Below are 16,923 nucleotides of genomic sequence, written 5' to 3'. Positions count from 1 at the left end.
CACGCCCGGGTATCGTCGGGGAGTCCTGTCCGCCGTGTCTGGAAGTCCTTTGATCTGATCCGTCGCCTCCGCGCTCCTCTTTCCGCGCGCTGAACCGACGATCGCCGACTCCACGGCAGACCCTCCCCTCCGCATCCGTGACGCGTTCACGCCCGGCCGGGGCTCGGTGTCAGTGCACCCTCGCACTCGACAGGAGACACTCATGTCACAACCCACCACTCTTCACGCGTCGGTCATCCTCGACCGGCTCACCTTCACCTGGCCCGACGGGTCGGTCGCGCTCGACGGCGTGTCCGGTGCCTTAGGGTCCGGACGCACCGGCCTCGTCGGACGCAACGGCGCCGGCAAGTCCACGTTGCTGCGCCTGATGGCCGGCGAGCTCGAACCGACGTCGGGCGTCGTCACGGCGTCCGGCGAGGTCGCGTACCTCCCGCAGCAGCTGACCCTCGACGTCAACCGCCGGGTCGCCGAGCTCCTCGGCGTGTCCGGGGCACTCGACGCCGTGCGGGCGATCAGCGCCGGCGACGTCGACCCCGCCCACTTCGACGCGGTCGGCGACGACTGGGACATCGAGGCGCGGGCCGAGGCGGCGCTCGCCGAAGCCGGCCTCGCTCCGGAGTTCCTCGACCGCCGCGTCGGCGAGCTCTCCGGAGGGGAGGCCGTGCTCGTGGCGATCGCCGGCATCCGCCTGCGTCGTGCGCCGATCACGCTCCTCGACGAGCCGACCAACAACCTCGACCGCGACGCCAGGGCGAAGCTCGCGGCGATGGTGCGCGCCTGGAAGGGCACGCTCATCGTCGTCAGCCACGACCTGTCGCTGCTGGAGCTGATGGACGACACCGCCGAGCTCTACGCCCAGACGCTGAGCGTGTTCGGCGGTCCGTACTCCGAGTGGCGTAGCTGGCTGGATGCCGAGCAGGATGCTGCGAAGCAGGCCGAGGTTACCGCCGCACAGGTGCTCCGCAAGGAGAAGCGCCAGCGGATCGAAGCCGAGGTCAAACTCGCGCACCGCGCCCGCACGGCGAAGAAGGCCGAGATCGAGAAGCGGGTACCGAAGATCATCGCGCACGGCCGCAAGATGGCGGCCGAGGTGTCGGCGGGCCGGCTCCGCACCGAGGTCGGCGCCAAGGAGGAGGCCGCACACAACGCTCGCGAGGAGGCCGGGCGCCGCGTGCGCTCAGACTCGTCGATGAAGATCGAGCTGCCCGATCCGCAGGTGTCCCGGAGCCGCCGGATCGCGACGATCGGAGACGAGGAGCGAGCCTGGGTGATCCAGGGTCCGGAGCGTGTGGCCCTGATCGGCCGGAACGGCGCCGGCAAGACGACGCTGCTGGAGCGGTTGGTCGCGGGTGGTGTTCACAACTCCTCAGAAACGACGGCCGACGGCCCGGAACAGGGCTCTTCGGCCGATTCAGCCGAAGAATTGAGGAGTAATCAACGGCCGACCCTGCACATCGAGGCCCACACCGACCTGATCGGCTACCTGCCGCAGCGGGTCGACGGCCTCGACGAGGAGCGGTCGGTGTTCGAGAACATCGCGGCCGCGGCGCCCCAGGTTCCCGAGAAGGAGCTGCGCAACCGGCTCGCCCGGTTCCTGATCCGCGGCGCGACGGCGGAGCGCCCCGTGTCCGCCCTCTCCGGCGGCGAGCGCTTCCGGGTGGCGCTGGCGAAGCTGCTGCTCGCCGATCCCGCACCGCACCTCGTGGTGCTCGACGAGCCGACCAACAACCTCGACGTCGACACGGTCGATCAACTGGTCGAGGCGCTGCGCTCCTATCGGGGAGCGGTGCTCGTCGTCAGCCATGACGACGCGTTCCTGCGCCGACTCGACCTCGATCTGACGCTCGAGATCGACGGCGGGAGGGCTCTGCAGGAGGTCTCGCTGGGGTCATGACCGGGGCGATCGGTGCCGGGCCGGGATCCGTCCCGGCCCGGCCCCTCACACCAGCCCGGCCTCGTAGGCGAGGATCACGGCCTGCACCCGGTCGCGGAGGTCGAGCTTCTGAAGGATGCGTCCGACATGGGTCTTCACGGTCGACTCCGAGACGAAGAGGCTCTCACCGATCTCGGTGTTGTTGAAGCCCTTCGCGATCGCGAGGAACACCTCCCGCTCACGCTCGGTCAGCACGTCCAACCTCGGATCGACCGTCTCGGTCTGCCGCGGCAGGCGGGTGGCGAACAGGTCGAGCATCGCTCGGGTGACCCGCGGGGAGACCAGGGCGTCACCCGCCGCGATCGAACGGATGGCGGCGAGCAGCTGCGCGGGAGGCGTGTTCTTCAGCAGGAATCCGCTCGCCCCCGCCCGGAGGCTCCCGAACGCGTACTCGTCGAGGTCGAACGTCGTCAGCACCAGGACGCGGCTCGACGGCGTCCCACGGACGATGCGTCTGGTCGCCTCGATGCCGTCCATCTCCGGCATCCGGATGTCCATCAGGATCACATCGGGCCGCAGATCTTCCGCCATGTGCACGGCTTCCGCGCCGGACGCCGCCTCACCGACCACGCGCATGTCATCCTCGGCGTCGAGCACCATCCGCATCCCGCGACGGATCAATTCGTGGTCGTCGACGAGGAGCACGCGAATCTGCTCTTCACTCATGAGTTCTCCTCCTGTTCGGGGATCTCCACCCGTACTCGCCAGCCGCCGCCGGATACGGGGCCCGCTTCCACCGTTCCCCCCGCGAGGCGGGCGCGTTCGCGGATGCCGACGAGGCCGCGTCCCGACCCGACCGACGCCGCCGGTGGCCCCTGCCGCCCGTCGTCGGTGATCTCGATGACGAACAGGTCGGCGCGTAAGTCGAGGTTCACGAGAACCTCCCGCGGTTCCTTCGCGTAGCGGAGGGCGTTCGTGAGGGCTTCCTGCACGATGCGGTGGATCGTGTTCTGCAGGGCAGGCGACGATGGCACGGCCCCTTCCATCCGCACCGTCACCGGCAGCCCGGCGGCGCGGAACGTCTCGACGAGCGATGCGAGCTCGCTGAGGCCGGGGTTCGGCCGCAGCGGACTCTGCTCCTCGCCATCGCCGCCGTCGTCACCGAGAGCACCGAGCAGCTGCCGCATCTCGACGAGCGACTGTCGACCGACCTCGCCGATCTCTTGGATGGCGCTGCGAGACCGCTGCGGATCCTTCTCGGCCAGGGCGCTCGCGCCGTCGGCGAGCGACACCATGACCGAGACGCTGTGCGCGACGACATCGTGGATCTCGCGGGTGATCCGGGCGCGCTCCGCCAGCGTCGCGATACGCGCCTGCTGGTCGCGTTCGCGCGCGAGCTGGTTGGCGCGGTCGAGGATCGCCCCGATGTATCGGCGTCGATCACCCACGGTCACCCCGAGGAGCGCCGCGATCAGCATCACGACGAGGAACAGCAGACTCCCCGGCACGGAGGTGAAGGCGCTCTCCGGTGCGCCGCGACGCACCCAGTCCAGCGCCGGGAAGACGAGGACGCCGGCCAGCACCGTCACTCCGAACGCGATCCATCCGCTGTGGTTCGACCGGTAGACGAAGAGGGCGTAGAGCGCGAGGCCGAGTCCGAACGGCTCCGCCGGGGTGTCCGACACGAAGGCGACGACCGCGACGACGGCGAACACCGCGAACGTGAGCCAGGGCCGCTGGCGGCGCAGGAGCAGTCCGGCGGCGGCGATCACACCGAGCACGAGCGGGACGATGATCGACGCGTCCGGCGCCCAGACTCCCGACGCCAGCGGGGTGACCAGCGCCAGGAAGGTGCTGAGGAGGAGATAGAGGGAGGCGAGCAGCCCGTCGAAGAGCCAGGGATGCCGGCTCCAGAACCGCCGCACCACCCCGGGAGGCCGCGGCAGATTCATCGCGCGGAGCTCGCCATCGGCGGGTGCTGACTCTCGCATGGGACGACTCTACGCACCGCACCCGTCGCGTTCCGTCAGCCGGCGACGGCGACGAGCGCTCCCGTGGCGGGGCGACGCACGGCGGTCCGGTCGACGGCGCGCCCCCGCGGCACCGGCTCCCACGTCTGCCTGCGCACCGCACGCGGTCGCTGCGAGACGGCCGTCTCGAAGCCGAGGATCGCGAGCCACCCCATCCCGATCGTCGTCGCGACGAGTTCGAGCATGCTGCCGATGTCGGTGCGGAACTGCAGGAGCGAGAGGATGCCGCCGGCCGCGGCGATCACCGCGGTCGAGATGCCCGCGCCCAGCGAGAGGATCCGCAGCATCGGGCGGTCTTTGACGAACGACACCTGCAGCATCGCGAACGCGGCGAGCGCGAAAGCGAGCACGGCGACCGTCGTGTGCACGAGATCCTGCCAGGTGAACGTGGGGCCGACCGGCAGGGGGCATCCGGTCGTGCACGGCACCTGCGAGGCGACGAGGAACAGCGACGAGGCGATCGCCACCGAAAGGGACGGCGACCCGACGCTCAGCCACGGCGCCGTCGAACGCAGGCCGCGCGCGGCCCAGGCGACCGAGAATCCGCCGGCGACGAGCAGGAGCAGTGCGAGCTCGAACCACCCGGCCGTCGGCTCACCGGCTGCCCCGAGCCCGCTCACGTAGAGCACCCGATCGATGCTCAGCCGGGCGATCCAGATGATCGTCAGGGCGACGGCGACGAGGACGCTTCCGGCGATCGCGATGAGAGCGCGGAGGGCGGTTCGGGCAGGAGCGGAGGCGGTCTGTTCGGTGGGCATAAGGAGACGGTATGAGCGGAGGCATCCGCGTCGCGTCGGTCCGAAGTGCCCACTCCGGAGGGGCGTCGTACCTCAGTACGACGCCCCTCGCCAGCTCTCCTCATGCCCCTTTCGCCCCGATGTCCCCGGCCTCGACGAAGATGGAGGGATGAGCGACGTGCTCGAACGCTTCACCCCCGCCACACAGGACTGGTTCCGGGGTGCTTTCCCCGCGCCCACTCCCGCCCAGGCGGGTGCGTGGGACGCGATTTCCGCGGGCAAGCACGCGCTGGTGGTGGCGCCGACCGGTTCGGGCAAGACGCTGTCGGCGTTCCTCTGGGCGATCGACAGCGTGTTCCGCGAGCGCATGACCGAGACCGCCCCGCCGGCCAAGGGCGAGCCGCGCACCCGCATCCTCTACATCTCCCCGCTGAAGGCCCTCGGCGTCGACGTCGAGCGCAACCTGCGGTCCCCGCTGATCGGCATCGGACAGTCGGCCCGGCGGCTCGGAGTGCCCGCCCCCGCGGTGACGGTCGGCGTGCGCTCGGGCGACACGACGTCGAGCGACCGCCGCAAGCTGGTCTCCGATCCGCCCGACATCCTCATCACGACGCCCGAGTCGCTGTACCTCATGCTCACGAGCCGCGCGGGCGAGACCCTGCGCGGGGTGCACACCGTGATCATCGATGAGGTGCACGCGGTCGCCGCCACCAAGCGCGGAGCGCACCTCGCCGTGAGCCTGGAGCGCCTCGACGCGCTGCGCCGACTCAACGGCATCGAGACCCCGGCGCAGCGGATCGGCCTCTCGGCCACGGTCCGCCCCATCGACGAGGTGGCGCGGTTCCTCGGCGGCTCGGCCCCGGTCGAGATCGTCGCACCGCCGGCATCGAAGACCTTCGAACTCGGGGTGGTCGTCCCGATGGACGACATGACGAACCCGCCCCCGCCGCCCGGGGTGCCAGGGGAAGCAGCGGATGCCGAGTACAGCGAGGTCACCGGGTCGGTCTGGCCGCACGTCGAAGAGGCGATCGTCGACCGCATCCTGCAGAACAACTCCACGATCGTGTTCGCCAACTCCCGTCGGCTCGCCGAGCGCCTCACCGGCCGTCTGAACGAGATCTACTCCGAGCGGATCGGGGTCGAGCTTCCGGCCGCGACGGTGCCTGCCGCGATGATGGCGCAGGCCGGGGCGACCGCGGGCGCCGATCCCATACTCGCCAAGGCGCACCACGGCTCGGTGTCGAAAGAGCAGCGCGCCCAGGTCGAAGAAGAACTCAAGTCCGGCGTGCTGCGCTGTGTCGTGGCGACGAGCAGTCTCGAACTCGGCATCGACATGGGCGCGGTCGACCTGGTGATCCAGGTCGAGGCCCCGCCGTCTGCGGCCTCCGGGCTGCAGCGCGTCGGCCGCGCCGGGCACCAGGTGGGTGAGATCAGCCGTGCCGCCCTCTTCCCGAAGCACCGCGGCGACGTGCTGCACACCGCGATCGTCACCGAGCGAATGCTGGCGGGCAAGATCGAGGCGATCCAGGTGCCGCGCAATCCGCTCGACATCCTCGCGCAGCAGACCGTGGCGGCGAGCGCGCTCGGAGCCATCAGCGTCGAGGAGTGGTTCGAGACGGTCCGTCGTTCCGCGCCGTTCCAGTCGCTGCCCCGCTCGGCCTACGAAGCGACGCTCGACCTGCTGGCCGGACGCTTCCCCTCCGACGAGTTCGCCGAGCTGCGGCCGCGGCTCGTGTGGGACCGCGACGCGGGCACGCTCACCGGGCGGCCTGGAGCGCAGCGCATCGCCGTGACCAGCGGCGGGACCATCCCGGATCGCGGCCTGTTCGGGGTCTTCGTGGCCGGCGAGACGACCGGCGCGCGCGTGGGCGAGCTCGACGAGGAGATGGTCTACGAGTCGCGCGTGGGCGACGTGTTCACGCTCGGCACCACCAGCTGGCGCATCGCCGAGATCACCCATGACCGTGTCAACGTGATCCCCGCCTACGGCCAACCCGGCAAGGTGCCGTTCTGGCACGGCGACGGCATCGGTCGCCCCTTCGAGCTCGGTGAGGCGCTCGGAGCGTTCTCCCGCGAAGTGTCGGCGGCGACCCCCGAGAAGGCGGCCCAGCGACTGATCGACGCCGGGCTCGACGAACAGGCGCGGGCGAACCTGATGGCGCACCTGACCGAGCAGCGCGAGGCGACGGGCACCCTCCCCACCGACCGCACGCTCACCGTGGAGCGCGGCCGCGATGAGGTCGGCGACTGGCGGGTCATCCTGCATTCCCCGTACGGCATGAAGGTGCACGCCCCGTGGGCGCTGGCGATCAACGCCCGGGTCCGTGAGCGCCTCGGTGTCGAAGGGTCGGCGGTCGCGAGCGACGACGGCATCATCGTGCGCATCCCCGATGCCGAGGCCGAGCCGCCCGGAGCCGAGCTGTTCGTGTTCGAGCCCGACGAGCTGGAGCACCTGGTCACCGAGGAGGTGGGCGGCTCCGCGCTGTTCGCCTCGCGGTTCCGCGAGTGCGCGGCGCGGGCGCTGCTCATGCCCCGCATGAACCCGAACAAGCGCACGCCGCTCTGGCAGCAGCGGCAGCGGTCGGCGCAGCTGCTCGAGGTGGCGCGGCGGCATCCGACCTTCCCGGTGATCCTTGAGACGCTGCGCGAGGTGCTGCAAGACGTCTACGACCTGCCCTCGCTGCGCAAGCTCGCGACCTCCATCGCCGATCGCCGGATCCGCCTCGTCGAGACCGAGCCCGGCCAGCCCTCGCCGTATGCCCGCGACCTGCTGTTCGGCTACGTGGGCGCCTTCATGTACGAGGGCGACTCGCCGCTCGCCGAGCGTCGGGCCGCCGCGCTCTCGGTCGACCCCGCGCTTCTGGGCGAGCTGCTGGGAACCGTCGAGCTGCGCGAGCTGCTCGACCCCGATGTGATCGCCCAGTTCGAGCGAGAGGCGCAGCGACTCGATCCGGACCGCCGCGCCCGCGGGCTCGAAGGCGTCGCCGACCTGCTGCGGATGCTCGGACCGCTCGACGCGGAAGAGGTCGCGGCTCGCCTCGACCCCGCGAGTGTGCTCGAAGCGGAGGCCGAGTTCGTCGACACCGAGACTGCCGCCGCACTGCTGAACGACCTGATCACCGCCCGGCGCGCGATTCCGGTGACGATCGGCGGCGTGAGCCGGGTGGCCGCGATCGAAGACGCGGGCCGACTGCGCGATGCGCTCGGGGTCGCTCTCCCGACGGGCATCCCGGTGGCGTTCCTCGAGCCGCTGGCCGACCCGCTCGGAGACCTCGTCGCCCGGCATGCCCGCACGCACGGACCCTTCACGACGGATGCCGTCGCCACCCGGTTCGGGCTCGGCGCCGCGGTCGCCCGCCACACCCTGCAGCGGCTGGAGAACGCCGGCCGTCTCACGAGCGGCTACTTCCTGCCCGAGGCCGCCGGCAGCGGCGACGCGATCGAGTGGTGCGACAGCGAGGTGCTGCGACGCCTGCGGATGCGCTCGCTCGCTGCCATCCGCGGCTCGGTGGAGCCGGTCTCCCCCGAGGCGTATGCGCGCTTCCTGCCCGACTGGCAGCACGTGGGTCGACCGCTGGAGGGCGTCGACGGCGTGCTGAACGTGATCGAGCAGTTCGCCGGTGTGCCGATCCCCGCGAGTGCGTGGGAATCTCTGGTCCTGCCGTCGCGGGTGCGCGACTACACCCCCGCCATGCTCGACGAGCTCACGGCAGCGGGTGAGGTCATCTGGTCGGGCCACGGCACGCTCCCGGGGCGCGACGGCTGGGTGTCGCTGCATCCGGTCGACCTCGCGCCGTTCACGCTGCCGGAGCGCGACGCCGAGATCGCTTCCGACTCGTTGGAGTCGCGCATCCTCATCGCGCTCGACGTCGGCGGCGCGTACTTCGCGGCGCAGCTGAAAGAAATGGCCGCGGCCGAGAACGAGCAGTCCGTGCTCGAGGCGCTGTGGTCGCTGACCTGGTCGGGCTACGTGACGAACGACACGTTCGGCCCCATCCGCTCGCTCCTCGCCGGCGGTTCGCAGGCGCACAAGGTCAAGCGCCGGGCTCCCCGCGCTCGGACGTATCGCGGGGTGTCCTTCACCGGTTCCCCTGCGCCTCGGCCGACGTCGATCGGCGGGCGCTGGTCCCTGCTGCCGGCGCTCGAGACGGATGCCGCCCGCCGCGCCACCGTCACCGCGGGCCTCCTGCTCGACCGCTACGGCGTCGTCACGCGCGGCGCCGTGCAGGCCGAGGGCGTTCCCGGCGGGTTCGCTCAGGCGTACCGGGTGCTCGCCGGGTTCGAAGAGGCGGGCCACTGCCGTCGCGGCTACGTGATCGAGAAGCTCGGGGCCGCGCAGTTCGCCGCCTCCGGCACGGTCGACCGGCTGCGCACCTACGCCGGGCTCGCCGATCCGCCGCCGCGCAAGGCCGTGACCCTCGCGGCCACCGACCCCGCCAACCCCTATGGCGCGGCCCTCGGCTGGCCCAAGCTCGACGGGGTCTCGCATCGCCCGGGCCGCAAAGCGGGCGGCCTGGTCGTACTGGTCGACGGCGTCCTCGTGCTCTCCCTCGAACGCGGCGGCCGCACCGTGCTGTCGTTCAGTGATGACGGCGAAGTGCTCCGCGCCGCCGCATCCGATCTCGCGGCCACCGCACGCGCCCGCCGACTCGACACCCTGACCGTCGAGAAGATCAACGGCGAAGGCGTTTACGGCACCGACCTCGCACTCGCTCTGCAGGAGGCGGGCTTCGTGGCCACCCCGCGGGGCTACACCCTCCGCAAGGTCGTCTGATCCATCCAGAGTGGTACCATAAGTGGTACCAGAAGGGATGCACATGGCCATCACCACGAGCGAAGCGCGCCGCGACCTCTTCGGCCTGATCGAGCGCGTCAACCTCGATCATTCCGAGATCGAGATCGTCTCCCGCCGAGGCGCCGCCGTCCTCATGTCGAAGTCCGAGTACGACTCCCTGATCGAGACCAGCCACCTTCTGCGCTCCCCCGCGAATGCCAACCGGCTGCTTGTCGCTCTCGCCGCCGCACAGGCGGGCGACGTCGCAGAACATCCACTCGACGAGGCATGACCTCGCGAGTGCTGGTTTGGACGCCGCAGGGGTGGGAGGACTACGTCCATTGGCAGACCGAGGATCGCCGGACTCTCAAGCGGATCAACCTCCTTCTGACCGATCTCCTGCGCGACGACCCCTTCGAGGGGATCGGCAAGCTGGAACCGCTCAAGCACGCTCTTGCCGGAGCCTGGTCTCGGCGCATCGACGAGACGAACCGACTGGTCTACACAGCCAACGACCATCAGGTCATCATCCTGCAGGCGCGCTACCACTACTGACACACCTACGCTGGAAGCCATGATCCGAGAGTTCGCCGCCGGCATCCGCACCCTGCTGCGGGGATTCGGCCTGTGGCGCACCCGCCCCGGTCTCATGGCGCTGGGCCTGATCCCGGCGATCATCGCCGTCATCGTGCTCGCCGCCCTGCTCGTGCCGCTGGTGATCGGTATGCCGTCGCTGTCCACGTGGCTCACCCCGTTCGCCGACGGATGGATCGAGCCGTGGCGCGGCCTGCTGCGCACCGCGGTGAGCCTCGTCGTCGTCGCTGCCGCTCTGGCTCTCGCGAGCGTGGTCTTCAGCGCACTGACCCTGACCATCGGCGACCCGTTCTACCAGCGCATCTGGCACGCGGTCGAGGTCGACCTCGGCTCACCCCCGCCCGCCGACGGCGGCAGCTTCTGGACCACGCTCGGCGAGGGGCTGCGACTGGTCCTCCTCGGCATCCTCATCGCCATCTCCGTCCTGCTGATCGGCCTCGTCCCCGGCATCGGCGGCTTCCTGGGCGCCGTCGCCGGCGTCGTCTTGACCGGCCGGCTGCTGGCGCGCGAGCTCACCGGCCGCGCCTTCGACGCGCGCGACCTCAGCCCCGCCGATCGTGCCGCGCTCTTCTCGGGCAGCCGCGCACGAGTGCTCGGCTTCGGCGTCGCCACGCAGCTCTGCTTCCTGATCCCCGGTGGGGCCGTCGCGATCATGCCGGCCGCCGTCGCCGGCAGCACGATGCTCGCGCGCGACCTGCTCGCGCGCACCGGCACCTCGGCGCCATCGGCGTCCGGAGCGGCGATGACACCTCCGCCGCCTGCACCGAACGCCGTATCGTCGCCGCTTCCGCCGCCCCCGCATCTCGGGGCGGGATCCGGAGCCTCCTGATGCCCGAGGGCGATACCGTCTTCCGCACCGCGCGACGCCTCGACGAGGCCATCGCCGGCGCGGAGGTCACCCGCTTCGACCTCCGCGTCCCTCGCTTCGCGACGCTCGACCTGACCGGGCAGCCCGTGCACGGCGTCGTTCCCCGCGGCAAGCATCTGCTCATGCGCATCGGCGACAGCACCCTGCATTCGCATCTGCGCATGGACGGCGCGTGGTTCGTGTACCGGCCCGGGGAGAAGTGGCGGCATCCGGCCTTCAAGGTACGTGCGATCGTCGGCACCGCCGAGCGTGATGCCGTCGGGGTCGACATCGCCGAGATCGAGGTCGTGCCCACTCGCGACGAAGACCAACTCGTCGGCTATCTGGGTCCCGATCCGCTCGCGGACGACTGGGATGCGGCTGAGGCCCTCCGACGACTCGGAGCCGACACCCGCAGCATCCATGTCGCCCTCCTCGATCAGCGCAACGTCGCAGGCTTCGGCAACGAGTACGCGGCAGAACTCCTGTTCCTGCGCGGAATCCTGCCGACGCGACCGACACCCGAGGTGGATGTCGCCGCCCTCCTCGACCTCGGCGTGCGCACCATCCGCGCCAACCGCGATCGCCGCAACCGCACCTTCACGGGCATCGATCGCCCGGGCCAGGGCACCTGGGTCTACGGTCGAGCTGGACGCCCGTGCCGCCGCTGCGGAACCCTCATCCGGCGCGGCGAGCAGGGCGCCGACCCGACCCGCGAGCGCGTCACGTTCTGGTGCCCGGTCTGCCAGCGCTGACAGCGCCGTCGCCGTGCCACAGACGCCTCGATCGAGTCGATCACTCGCTGCGGTGCCCGTGCACCGGCCGGGCATTCGCCGGCGGGGTCCCGACCTCCTGAACGGAGTGACCGCTGCATGCGGCGTTCGTCATGCGGGCCTGCTCGATTCGTGACACGACGAACCACCGCATCGCGTCGCGCAGCAGGCACCAGCCGACCAGGTACCACTGGCCGTTCGTGGAGGCGAACATGACGGGCTCGATCTCACGCGCGGTCGTGACACCGGCGAGGGAGGTGTAGCGGATCCGGATCGTCCGCTGCTCGGCCATCGACTCCTCGAGCACCGACCGGACGGCGCGGGAGGAAGGGGGCGATCCGTCGACCCACACTCGACGCCCCAGGTCGGCGGCCCTCTCCCGTGTGCGGGGATCGAGGACGTCCATGATCTTCTGCACGCCTGCCGATGCCAGGTCGGCATAGGGGGCATCGCGCGCCGCCGAGACAGCTGCGAGGAGCGCCACGGCCTGGGCCGGCGACAGGCTGATGGGCGGCAGGGACGCACTCGACGCCAACCCGTAGCCACCACCGGGTCCCGGGCGCGACCACACCGCCGCACCGCTGCTCGCCAGCGCGGCGAGGTCGCGCTTCACGGTTCGGACGGACACCTCGAACTCAGTGGCGAGGCGCTCCGCCGTACATCCGCGGGTGCCGTTGCGGCGCAGCATCTCGGTCAGGGCATGGAGTCGCTCTGCCCGCTTCACTGTCCCCACCGCGATGAATTCATGACAGAAATAGTGCCATACACCTGTCCGGAGGCGGTGCCAGCATCGAGTTATGACGACAAAAACACAGAATCCGACCATCATCCTGATCGCGGGTCACTGGCTCGGCGCATGGGCCTGGGACGAGGTGCAGGAAGGCCTGAAGACTCACGGCCACAACGCCATCGCGATGACGCTCCCCGGCCTCGACCCGCACGATCCCGAGCGATCGTCCCGGACCCTCGACGATCAGGCCGCGGCGATCGAAGAGGCCATGGCACGCGCAGGAGCCTCGGCAGAGCGGCCCGTGGTGCTCGTGGGCCACAGCGGGGCCAACGCCCCGCTCAGCATCGTCCTCGACCGGCATCCGGAGCTCATCCGTCGGATCATCTGGGTCGACTCCGGACCCGTCGCACCGGGAAGCGCCTCCGCCCCGGAGTTCCCCGAAACGGTGGCGGAGCTGCCGTTGCCGCCCTTCGAGGCCCTCGGAGAGCAGGCCAGCCTCGAGGACCTGAGCGCCGAGATGCTCGAGCGCTTCCGTGCCCGAGCCGTCCCCGAGCCCGGGCCGGTGCTCCGGCAGCCCGTGGAACTCACGAACGAGGCGCGCCGCCGAGTCCCCACCACCCTCGTCTGCTGCTCCATCCCCAGCGCGCAGCTTCTGGAACTCGCCCACGCGGGGCATCCCATGTTCGCCGAGGTCGACGCCCTCGATGACCTCGAGGTCATCGACCTCCCGACCGGGCACTGGCCGATGTGGAGCCGCGCTGCGGATCTCGTGAAGATGATCGGTTCCGCGGCGACCTCAGCGAACTAGGGCACGCAACTGCGCCACACTGAAGGCCTCATCGGGTTTCACCAGAACGCCATGATCGTCGCAGGAGTTGTCTAGTCCGGGGGGATCGACTTCGCGTGCTTCGCTCGATCTGCTTCTTTTCGTACTTGACGTGCAGTGAGCCAGCGGGTGGCGAAGCCGAGCATGATGACGCCTGTGATCGCGGCGGGCCATGTGAGGGGTGCGGGTACATATTGCAGGCACAGCATGAACGCGACGGGCATGCTCACAAGGCCGGCGATGAAGATGGCGGGTGGGGAGTTGGTGCTCATCCTCGGCGGAACGCCGCTGTTCTGAGCAGATCCCTCCGGCGGCTGCTGTTCAGCATTGGATGAGTCCACCGACGGACCTTTCTCTTCGTTGCTAGACCCCGCCCGATAACATGCTACCCGTTAGGCGACAGACGTGATTGGCGGGGGACTCACCCCTGCGCTCCCCACATCCATCCGCGGGAATGAATCCGCCCCTGCCGTGGTTGTTGATATATCCGGAGAACTCCGGAGCACGGGAGGAATCGTGGGTAAGAACTACGTCGACATCGAGAACGACCAGGGCGCGACGCTGCGGTACCGCAAGCACGCGAACGGTCGAGGTCTCGTCGCGCATGGCGCGAAGGTGCATCCGAAGGCGCACATCGAGGCGGGTGCCTATATCGAACCGGGCGCGCGAATCGGCGCCGGGGCGACCATCGCCCGCGGCGCCTGGATCGACGAAGACGCCGTGGTCGGTGAGGGAGCTTTCGTCGATGCGCACGCGCACATCGGCCAGGGAGCCGCGATCGGCGACCACGCGTACGTGGGTGTCCGCACCGACGTCGGCGCCGGAGCGCGCATCGTCCGTGGCGCCCGGATCGGCGACGACGAGACGGTCGCCGCAGGCCTCACCATCGCGACGGACCAGAAGGGCCTCTGGCTCGCAGCCTGACGCCCCGCGCTCGACCTGAGCGCGTCACGCGTCGCGTGGCCTGACTACAGCAGTCGCCGCTCGGATGCCCACGCGGTGAGTTCGTGCCGCGACGAGAGCTGCAGCTTGCGCAGCACGGATGACACGTGGGTCTCGACCGTCTTGATCGAGATGAACAGCTCGGAGGCGACCTCCTTGTAGGCGTAACCGCGCGCGATCAGTCGCATGACCTCCTGCTCGCGCGCCGAGAGCCGGTCGAGCTCATCCGTCGCGGTCGCGGTCTCCCCCGCGACAGCCCCGAACGCGTCGAGCACGAAGCCGGCGAGCCGCGGTGAGAACACCGCATCGCCGTCGGCCACGGCGTGCACGGCTTTGCTGACCTCGATGCCGGAGGATCCCTTGGTGATGTAGCCGCGCGCACCGGCACGGATCACCCGCACGACATCGGCCGCCGCATCCGACACGCTCAGCGCGAGGAATCGCGAGGTGGTCGGCGCCGAGCCACGGATCACGGCTTCTCCCCCGGTCGCGTCGTCGCCGGGGCCGCCCGGCAGATGCACGTCGAGCAGCACCACATCGGGCTGCGTCGCGCCGATCACCGCGAGGGCGGACGGCACGTCGTTCGCCTCTCCCACCACATCGACGCTGGCATCGAGATCGGCACGCAGACCGGAGCGGAAGATCGAGTGGTCGTCGACGATCACGACGCGGATGCTGTCAGCCACGGTTCTCCTCCCGGGTGGGCGCGGGGCGCGCGCCGGTCCGATCCTGGTGCACGCCCGACCTGATGCTCAGATGCACCTCGGTGCCGTTCTCGTCGCTGCGGACGCCGCCCGAGCCGCCGGCGCGACGCATCCGGCCGATGATCGACTCCCGCACCCCGAGGCGGTCGCTCGGCACGTCGTCGAGCGAGAACCCGGTACCACGGTCGCGGATGAACACGTCGACGCCGGTCGCGCTGCCCTCGATGTACACCGAGATCTCGCCGCCCGCGTGCCGGGCCGCGTTCAGGATCGCCTCTCTGGCCGCGGCCGCGAGCTCCCCACTCGCGCGCTCGGCGGAGAGGCCGGCCGACACGACGTCGATACGCACCGGGTAGTCGAGTTCGAGCGCTCCGGCATAGTCACGCAGATCCGTCGGCAGGTCGCTGTCGGCCGGGGCGTCGCCGTCGTACAGCCACGCCCGCAGCTCGCGCTCCTGCGCCCTGGCGAGACGCGCGGCCTCGCTGGAGGCACCGGCCCTGTTCTGGATCAACGCGAGCGTCTGCAGCACGGAGTCGTGCAGGTGCGCGGCCATCTGGCTGCGCTGCTCCTCGCGGATACGGCGGACTCGCTCACCGGAGAGTTCGCGCCACCGCGGGATCAGGGCCGACGAGACCACGGCGGCGAGCCCGGCGAGCGGGAGGAGCACGAGCGCCACCCCCGACCGAGCGATGGGCCAGGAGAGCAGCACCGTGAACAGCAGCGCCAGCAGCAGGATCGCGACGACCCGCACCGTCATCGTGTGCCGTGGCCCTCGGGCCGTGTCCGTCCGGTCGATGAGGGTGGCCCACAGCCCGGCGCCGGTCGCGAACGCCGCCGCGCCGCCCACCACGACCGCGGCGAGGTCCGGCGGGATCGACCCGCTCAGCCAGTCGCTGCCCCCGCGCCAGACCAGGACGACGAGCATCCCCACGGCGGCAGGAGCGATCAGCAGCCAGGCCACCGGCATCCGCCTCGTCGGTGCGCTCTCGCCCTCGGCCCACGGCATGAAGACCCAGCACCAGGCGTAGAGCAGGATGCCGGCGCCACCGCACAGTGTCAGCGCGAGGAACAGCGCCCGCACCAGCCCCACGCGCACACCGAGGTGACGGGCGATACCGGCGCTCACGCCGGCCACCAGACAGTCGCGGTCGCGGGTCAGCGGCGGGCGCGGCGGTGCAGCGACGCGCGGGGGTCGCGCAGAAGCGTGCGCCGAAGAGGACATGTGGCAATCCAATCATCCGCGTGCCCGCTCCGGGTCCTCCCCGGCCCAGAATCAGGGGTCGCTCAGGGGTTCCCCCCATGGCAGGGAGCAGACGGATGCCGCCAGGATCGAAGCATGACGATTCCGACTGCGCCGCCGCCCCCCGCCGATCACGCCGCTCCGGCCACCGGCACACCGGGCACCGGCATCCCTCGCGGAGCCGAGCGCTTCCTCCTCTGGGTCGCCGGACTCGGCGTCGCCCGATCCGAGGGCTGGCTCGGCGGTGTCTCGGCGGGCATCGCCGCCCGCCTGCGCATCGATCCCCTGATCGTCCGCGGCGTCCTCGTGGTCGCGGCCCTCTTCGGCCTGCCGGTCATCTTCCTGTACGCCGCAGCCTGGGCGCTGCTGCCGGATGTCGACGGCCGCGTGCACGTCCGCGATCTGCTCCGCCGCGACTACCAGCCGGTGCAGTGGGGCATCCTCGCGATGGCCGTCATCGGCCTGTTCCCGACCGCTCCCCTCGCCGGCCGTCTCTTCGGCCTCGGCTACGACGGCTGGTCAGCCCTCTCTCTCACGAGCTGGATCATCGGCCTCATCCTCGTCGCCGTCCTGCTCATCCTGATCGTGCGTGCTGCGAGCCGCACCCCGGGCGCTTCCACGCCGGATCTGCCGATGGCTTCCGCAGATCAGGCGGCCCCGGCCGCGTCCGTCGCCCTCGGTGGTTCGGGTACCGCCGAGGGGACGGACGCCACTCTCCCCTACGGCGCTGACGCTGCGGCGGATGCCGACACCGTGGTCGGGGACACGCCTGCCCCGGCCGAGATCGGGGCATCCGCTCTCCCGCCCCTCGACCCGGCGGCGACCGCGGCGATTCCGCCCGCACCTCCCGCCC

Annotated in this window: 15 protein-coding genes; 9 read left to right on the top strand and 6 right to left on the bottom strand. The window is 70.7% G+C overall.

What is annotated here, in order from left to right:
• Positions 1-202: 202 nt before the first annotated feature.
• Positions 203-1,894 (top strand): ABC-F family ATP-binding cassette domain-containing protein, encoded by a 1,692-nt coding sequence (locus tag BQ2383_RS02980; RefSeq protein ID WP_091029294.1) that lies wholly within the window; start codon positions 203-205, stop codon positions 1,892-1,894.
• Positions 1,895-1,939: 45 nt separating this feature from the next.
• On the opposite strand, the gene BQ2383_RS02975 is transcribed toward BQ2383_RS02980, so the two are convergent.
• Genes BQ2383_RS02975 through BQ2383_RS02965 form a run of 3 tightly spaced genes read right to left on the bottom strand, consistent with a single transcriptional unit; the run spans position 1,940 to position 4,661 of the window.
• The gene (locus BQ2383_RS02975) at positions 1,940-2,599 is read right to left on the bottom strand and encodes a response regulator (protein ID WP_091029291.1); all 660 of its coding nucleotides are present in this window, start codon (positions 2,597-2,599) and stop codon (positions 1,940-1,942) included.
• Positions 2,596-3,864: a sensor histidine kinase gene (locus BQ2383_RS02970; protein ID WP_091029288.1), complete on the bottom strand. Its 1,269-nt coding sequence runs from the start codon at positions 3,862-3,864 to the stop codon at positions 2,596-2,598. The genes BQ2383_RS02975 and BQ2383_RS02970 overlap by 4 nt, the downstream gene beginning before the upstream one ends.
• Positions 3,865-3,899: 35 nt before the next feature.
• The gene (locus BQ2383_RS02965) at positions 3,900-4,661 is read right to left on the bottom strand and encodes a DUF998 domain-containing protein (RefSeq protein ID WP_208617606.1); all 762 of its coding nucleotides are present in this window, start codon (positions 4,659-4,661) and stop codon (positions 3,900-3,902) included.
• 148 nt (positions 4,662-4,809) lie between these two features.
• Between BQ2383_RS02965 and BQ2383_RS02960 the strand changes: the two genes are divergently transcribed.
• Genes BQ2383_RS02960 through BQ2383_RS02940 form a run of 5 tightly spaced genes read left to right on the top strand, consistent with a single transcriptional unit; the run spans position 4,810 to position 11,610 of the window.
• A complete protein-coding gene (locus BQ2383_RS02960; protein WP_091029284.1) occupies positions 4,810-9,414 on the top strand; it encodes an ATP-dependent helicase in 4,605 nt (1,534 codons plus the stop codon).
• Between the two features lie 43 nt (positions 9,415-9,457).
• Positions 9,458-9,706, top strand: coding sequence for a type II toxin-antitoxin system Phd/YefM family antitoxin (locus BQ2383_RS02955; protein ID WP_091029280.1), 249 nt, complete (start codon positions 9,458-9,460; stop codon positions 9,704-9,706).
• Positions 9,703-9,969, top strand: coding sequence for a Txe/YoeB family addiction module toxin (locus tag BQ2383_RS02950; RefSeq protein WP_091029277.1), 267 nt, complete (start codon positions 9,703-9,705; stop codon positions 9,967-9,969). The genes BQ2383_RS02955 and BQ2383_RS02950 overlap by 4 nt, the downstream gene beginning before the upstream one ends.
• A 19-nt stretch (positions 9,970-9,988) precedes the next feature.
• Positions 9,989-10,837: an EI24 domain-containing protein gene (locus tag BQ2383_RS02945; protein ID WP_091029273.1), complete on the top strand. Its 849-nt coding sequence runs from the start codon at positions 9,989-9,991 to the stop codon at positions 10,835-10,837.
• Positions 10,837-11,610 (top strand): DNA-formamidopyrimidine glycosylase family protein, encoded by a 774-nt coding sequence (locus BQ2383_RS02940; RefSeq protein WP_091029270.1) that lies wholly within the window; start codon positions 10,837-10,839, stop codon positions 11,608-11,610. The genes BQ2383_RS02945 and BQ2383_RS02940 overlap by 1 nt, the downstream gene beginning before the upstream one ends.
• Positions 11,611-11,650: 40 nt before the next feature.
• On the opposite strand, the gene BQ2383_RS02935 is transcribed toward BQ2383_RS02940, so the two are convergent.
• Positions 11,651-12,352 carry a helix-turn-helix transcriptional regulator gene (locus BQ2383_RS02935; protein WP_091029266.1) on the bottom strand — a complete coding sequence of 234 codons (702 nt, stop codon included), beginning with the start codon at positions 12,350-12,352 and terminating at the stop codon, positions 11,651-11,653.
• Positions 12,353-12,425: 73 nt separating this feature from the next.
• Here BQ2383_RS02935 and BQ2383_RS02930 point away from each other — a divergent pair, with 73 nt between their 5' ends.
• Together BQ2383_RS02930 and BQ2383_RS02920 are read left to right on the top strand one after the other, a co-directional pair.
• Positions 12,426-13,166, top strand: a complete 741-nt coding sequence (locus BQ2383_RS02930; RefSeq protein WP_091029263.1) for an alpha/beta fold hydrolase — start codon at positions 12,426-12,428, stop codon at positions 13,164-13,166.
• 534 nt (positions 13,167-13,700) lie between these two features.
• Positions 13,701-14,108 (top strand): DapH/DapD/GlmU-related protein, encoded by a 408-nt coding sequence (locus BQ2383_RS02920; RefSeq protein WP_091029257.1) that lies wholly within the window; start codon positions 13,701-13,703, stop codon positions 14,106-14,108.
• Between the two features lie 44 nt (positions 14,109-14,152).
• Here BQ2383_RS02920 and BQ2383_RS02915 read toward each other — a convergent pair whose 3' ends face one another.
• The gene (locus tag BQ2383_RS02915) at positions 14,153-14,812 is read right to left on the bottom strand and encodes a LuxR C-terminal-related transcriptional regulator (RefSeq protein ID WP_091029256.1); all 660 of its coding nucleotides are present in this window, start codon (positions 14,810-14,812) and stop codon (positions 14,153-14,155) included.
• The gene (locus BQ2383_RS02910) at positions 14,805-16,052 is read right to left on the bottom strand and encodes an ATP-binding protein (RefSeq protein WP_091029253.1); all 1,248 of its coding nucleotides are present in this window, start codon (positions 16,050-16,052) and stop codon (positions 14,805-14,807) included. The genes BQ2383_RS02915 and BQ2383_RS02910 overlap by 8 nt, the downstream gene beginning before the upstream one ends.
• A gap of 114 nt (positions 16,053-16,166) precedes the next feature.
• Here BQ2383_RS02910 and BQ2383_RS19155 point away from each other — a divergent pair.
• The coding region (locus BQ2383_RS19155) for a PspC domain-containing protein (protein ID WP_140403289.1) at positions 16,167-16,923 on the top strand (757 nt) is incomplete at its 3' end.

Source organism: Microbacterium oxydans (assembly GCF_900095745.1).
Classification (GTDB): domain Bacteria; phylum Actinomycetota; class Actinomycetes; order Actinomycetales; family Microbacteriaceae; genus Microbacterium; species Microbacterium oxydans_B.
Note: the sequence above shows the minus strand (reverse complement) of the source record. Positions and strands in the feature narration are given on the sequence as shown.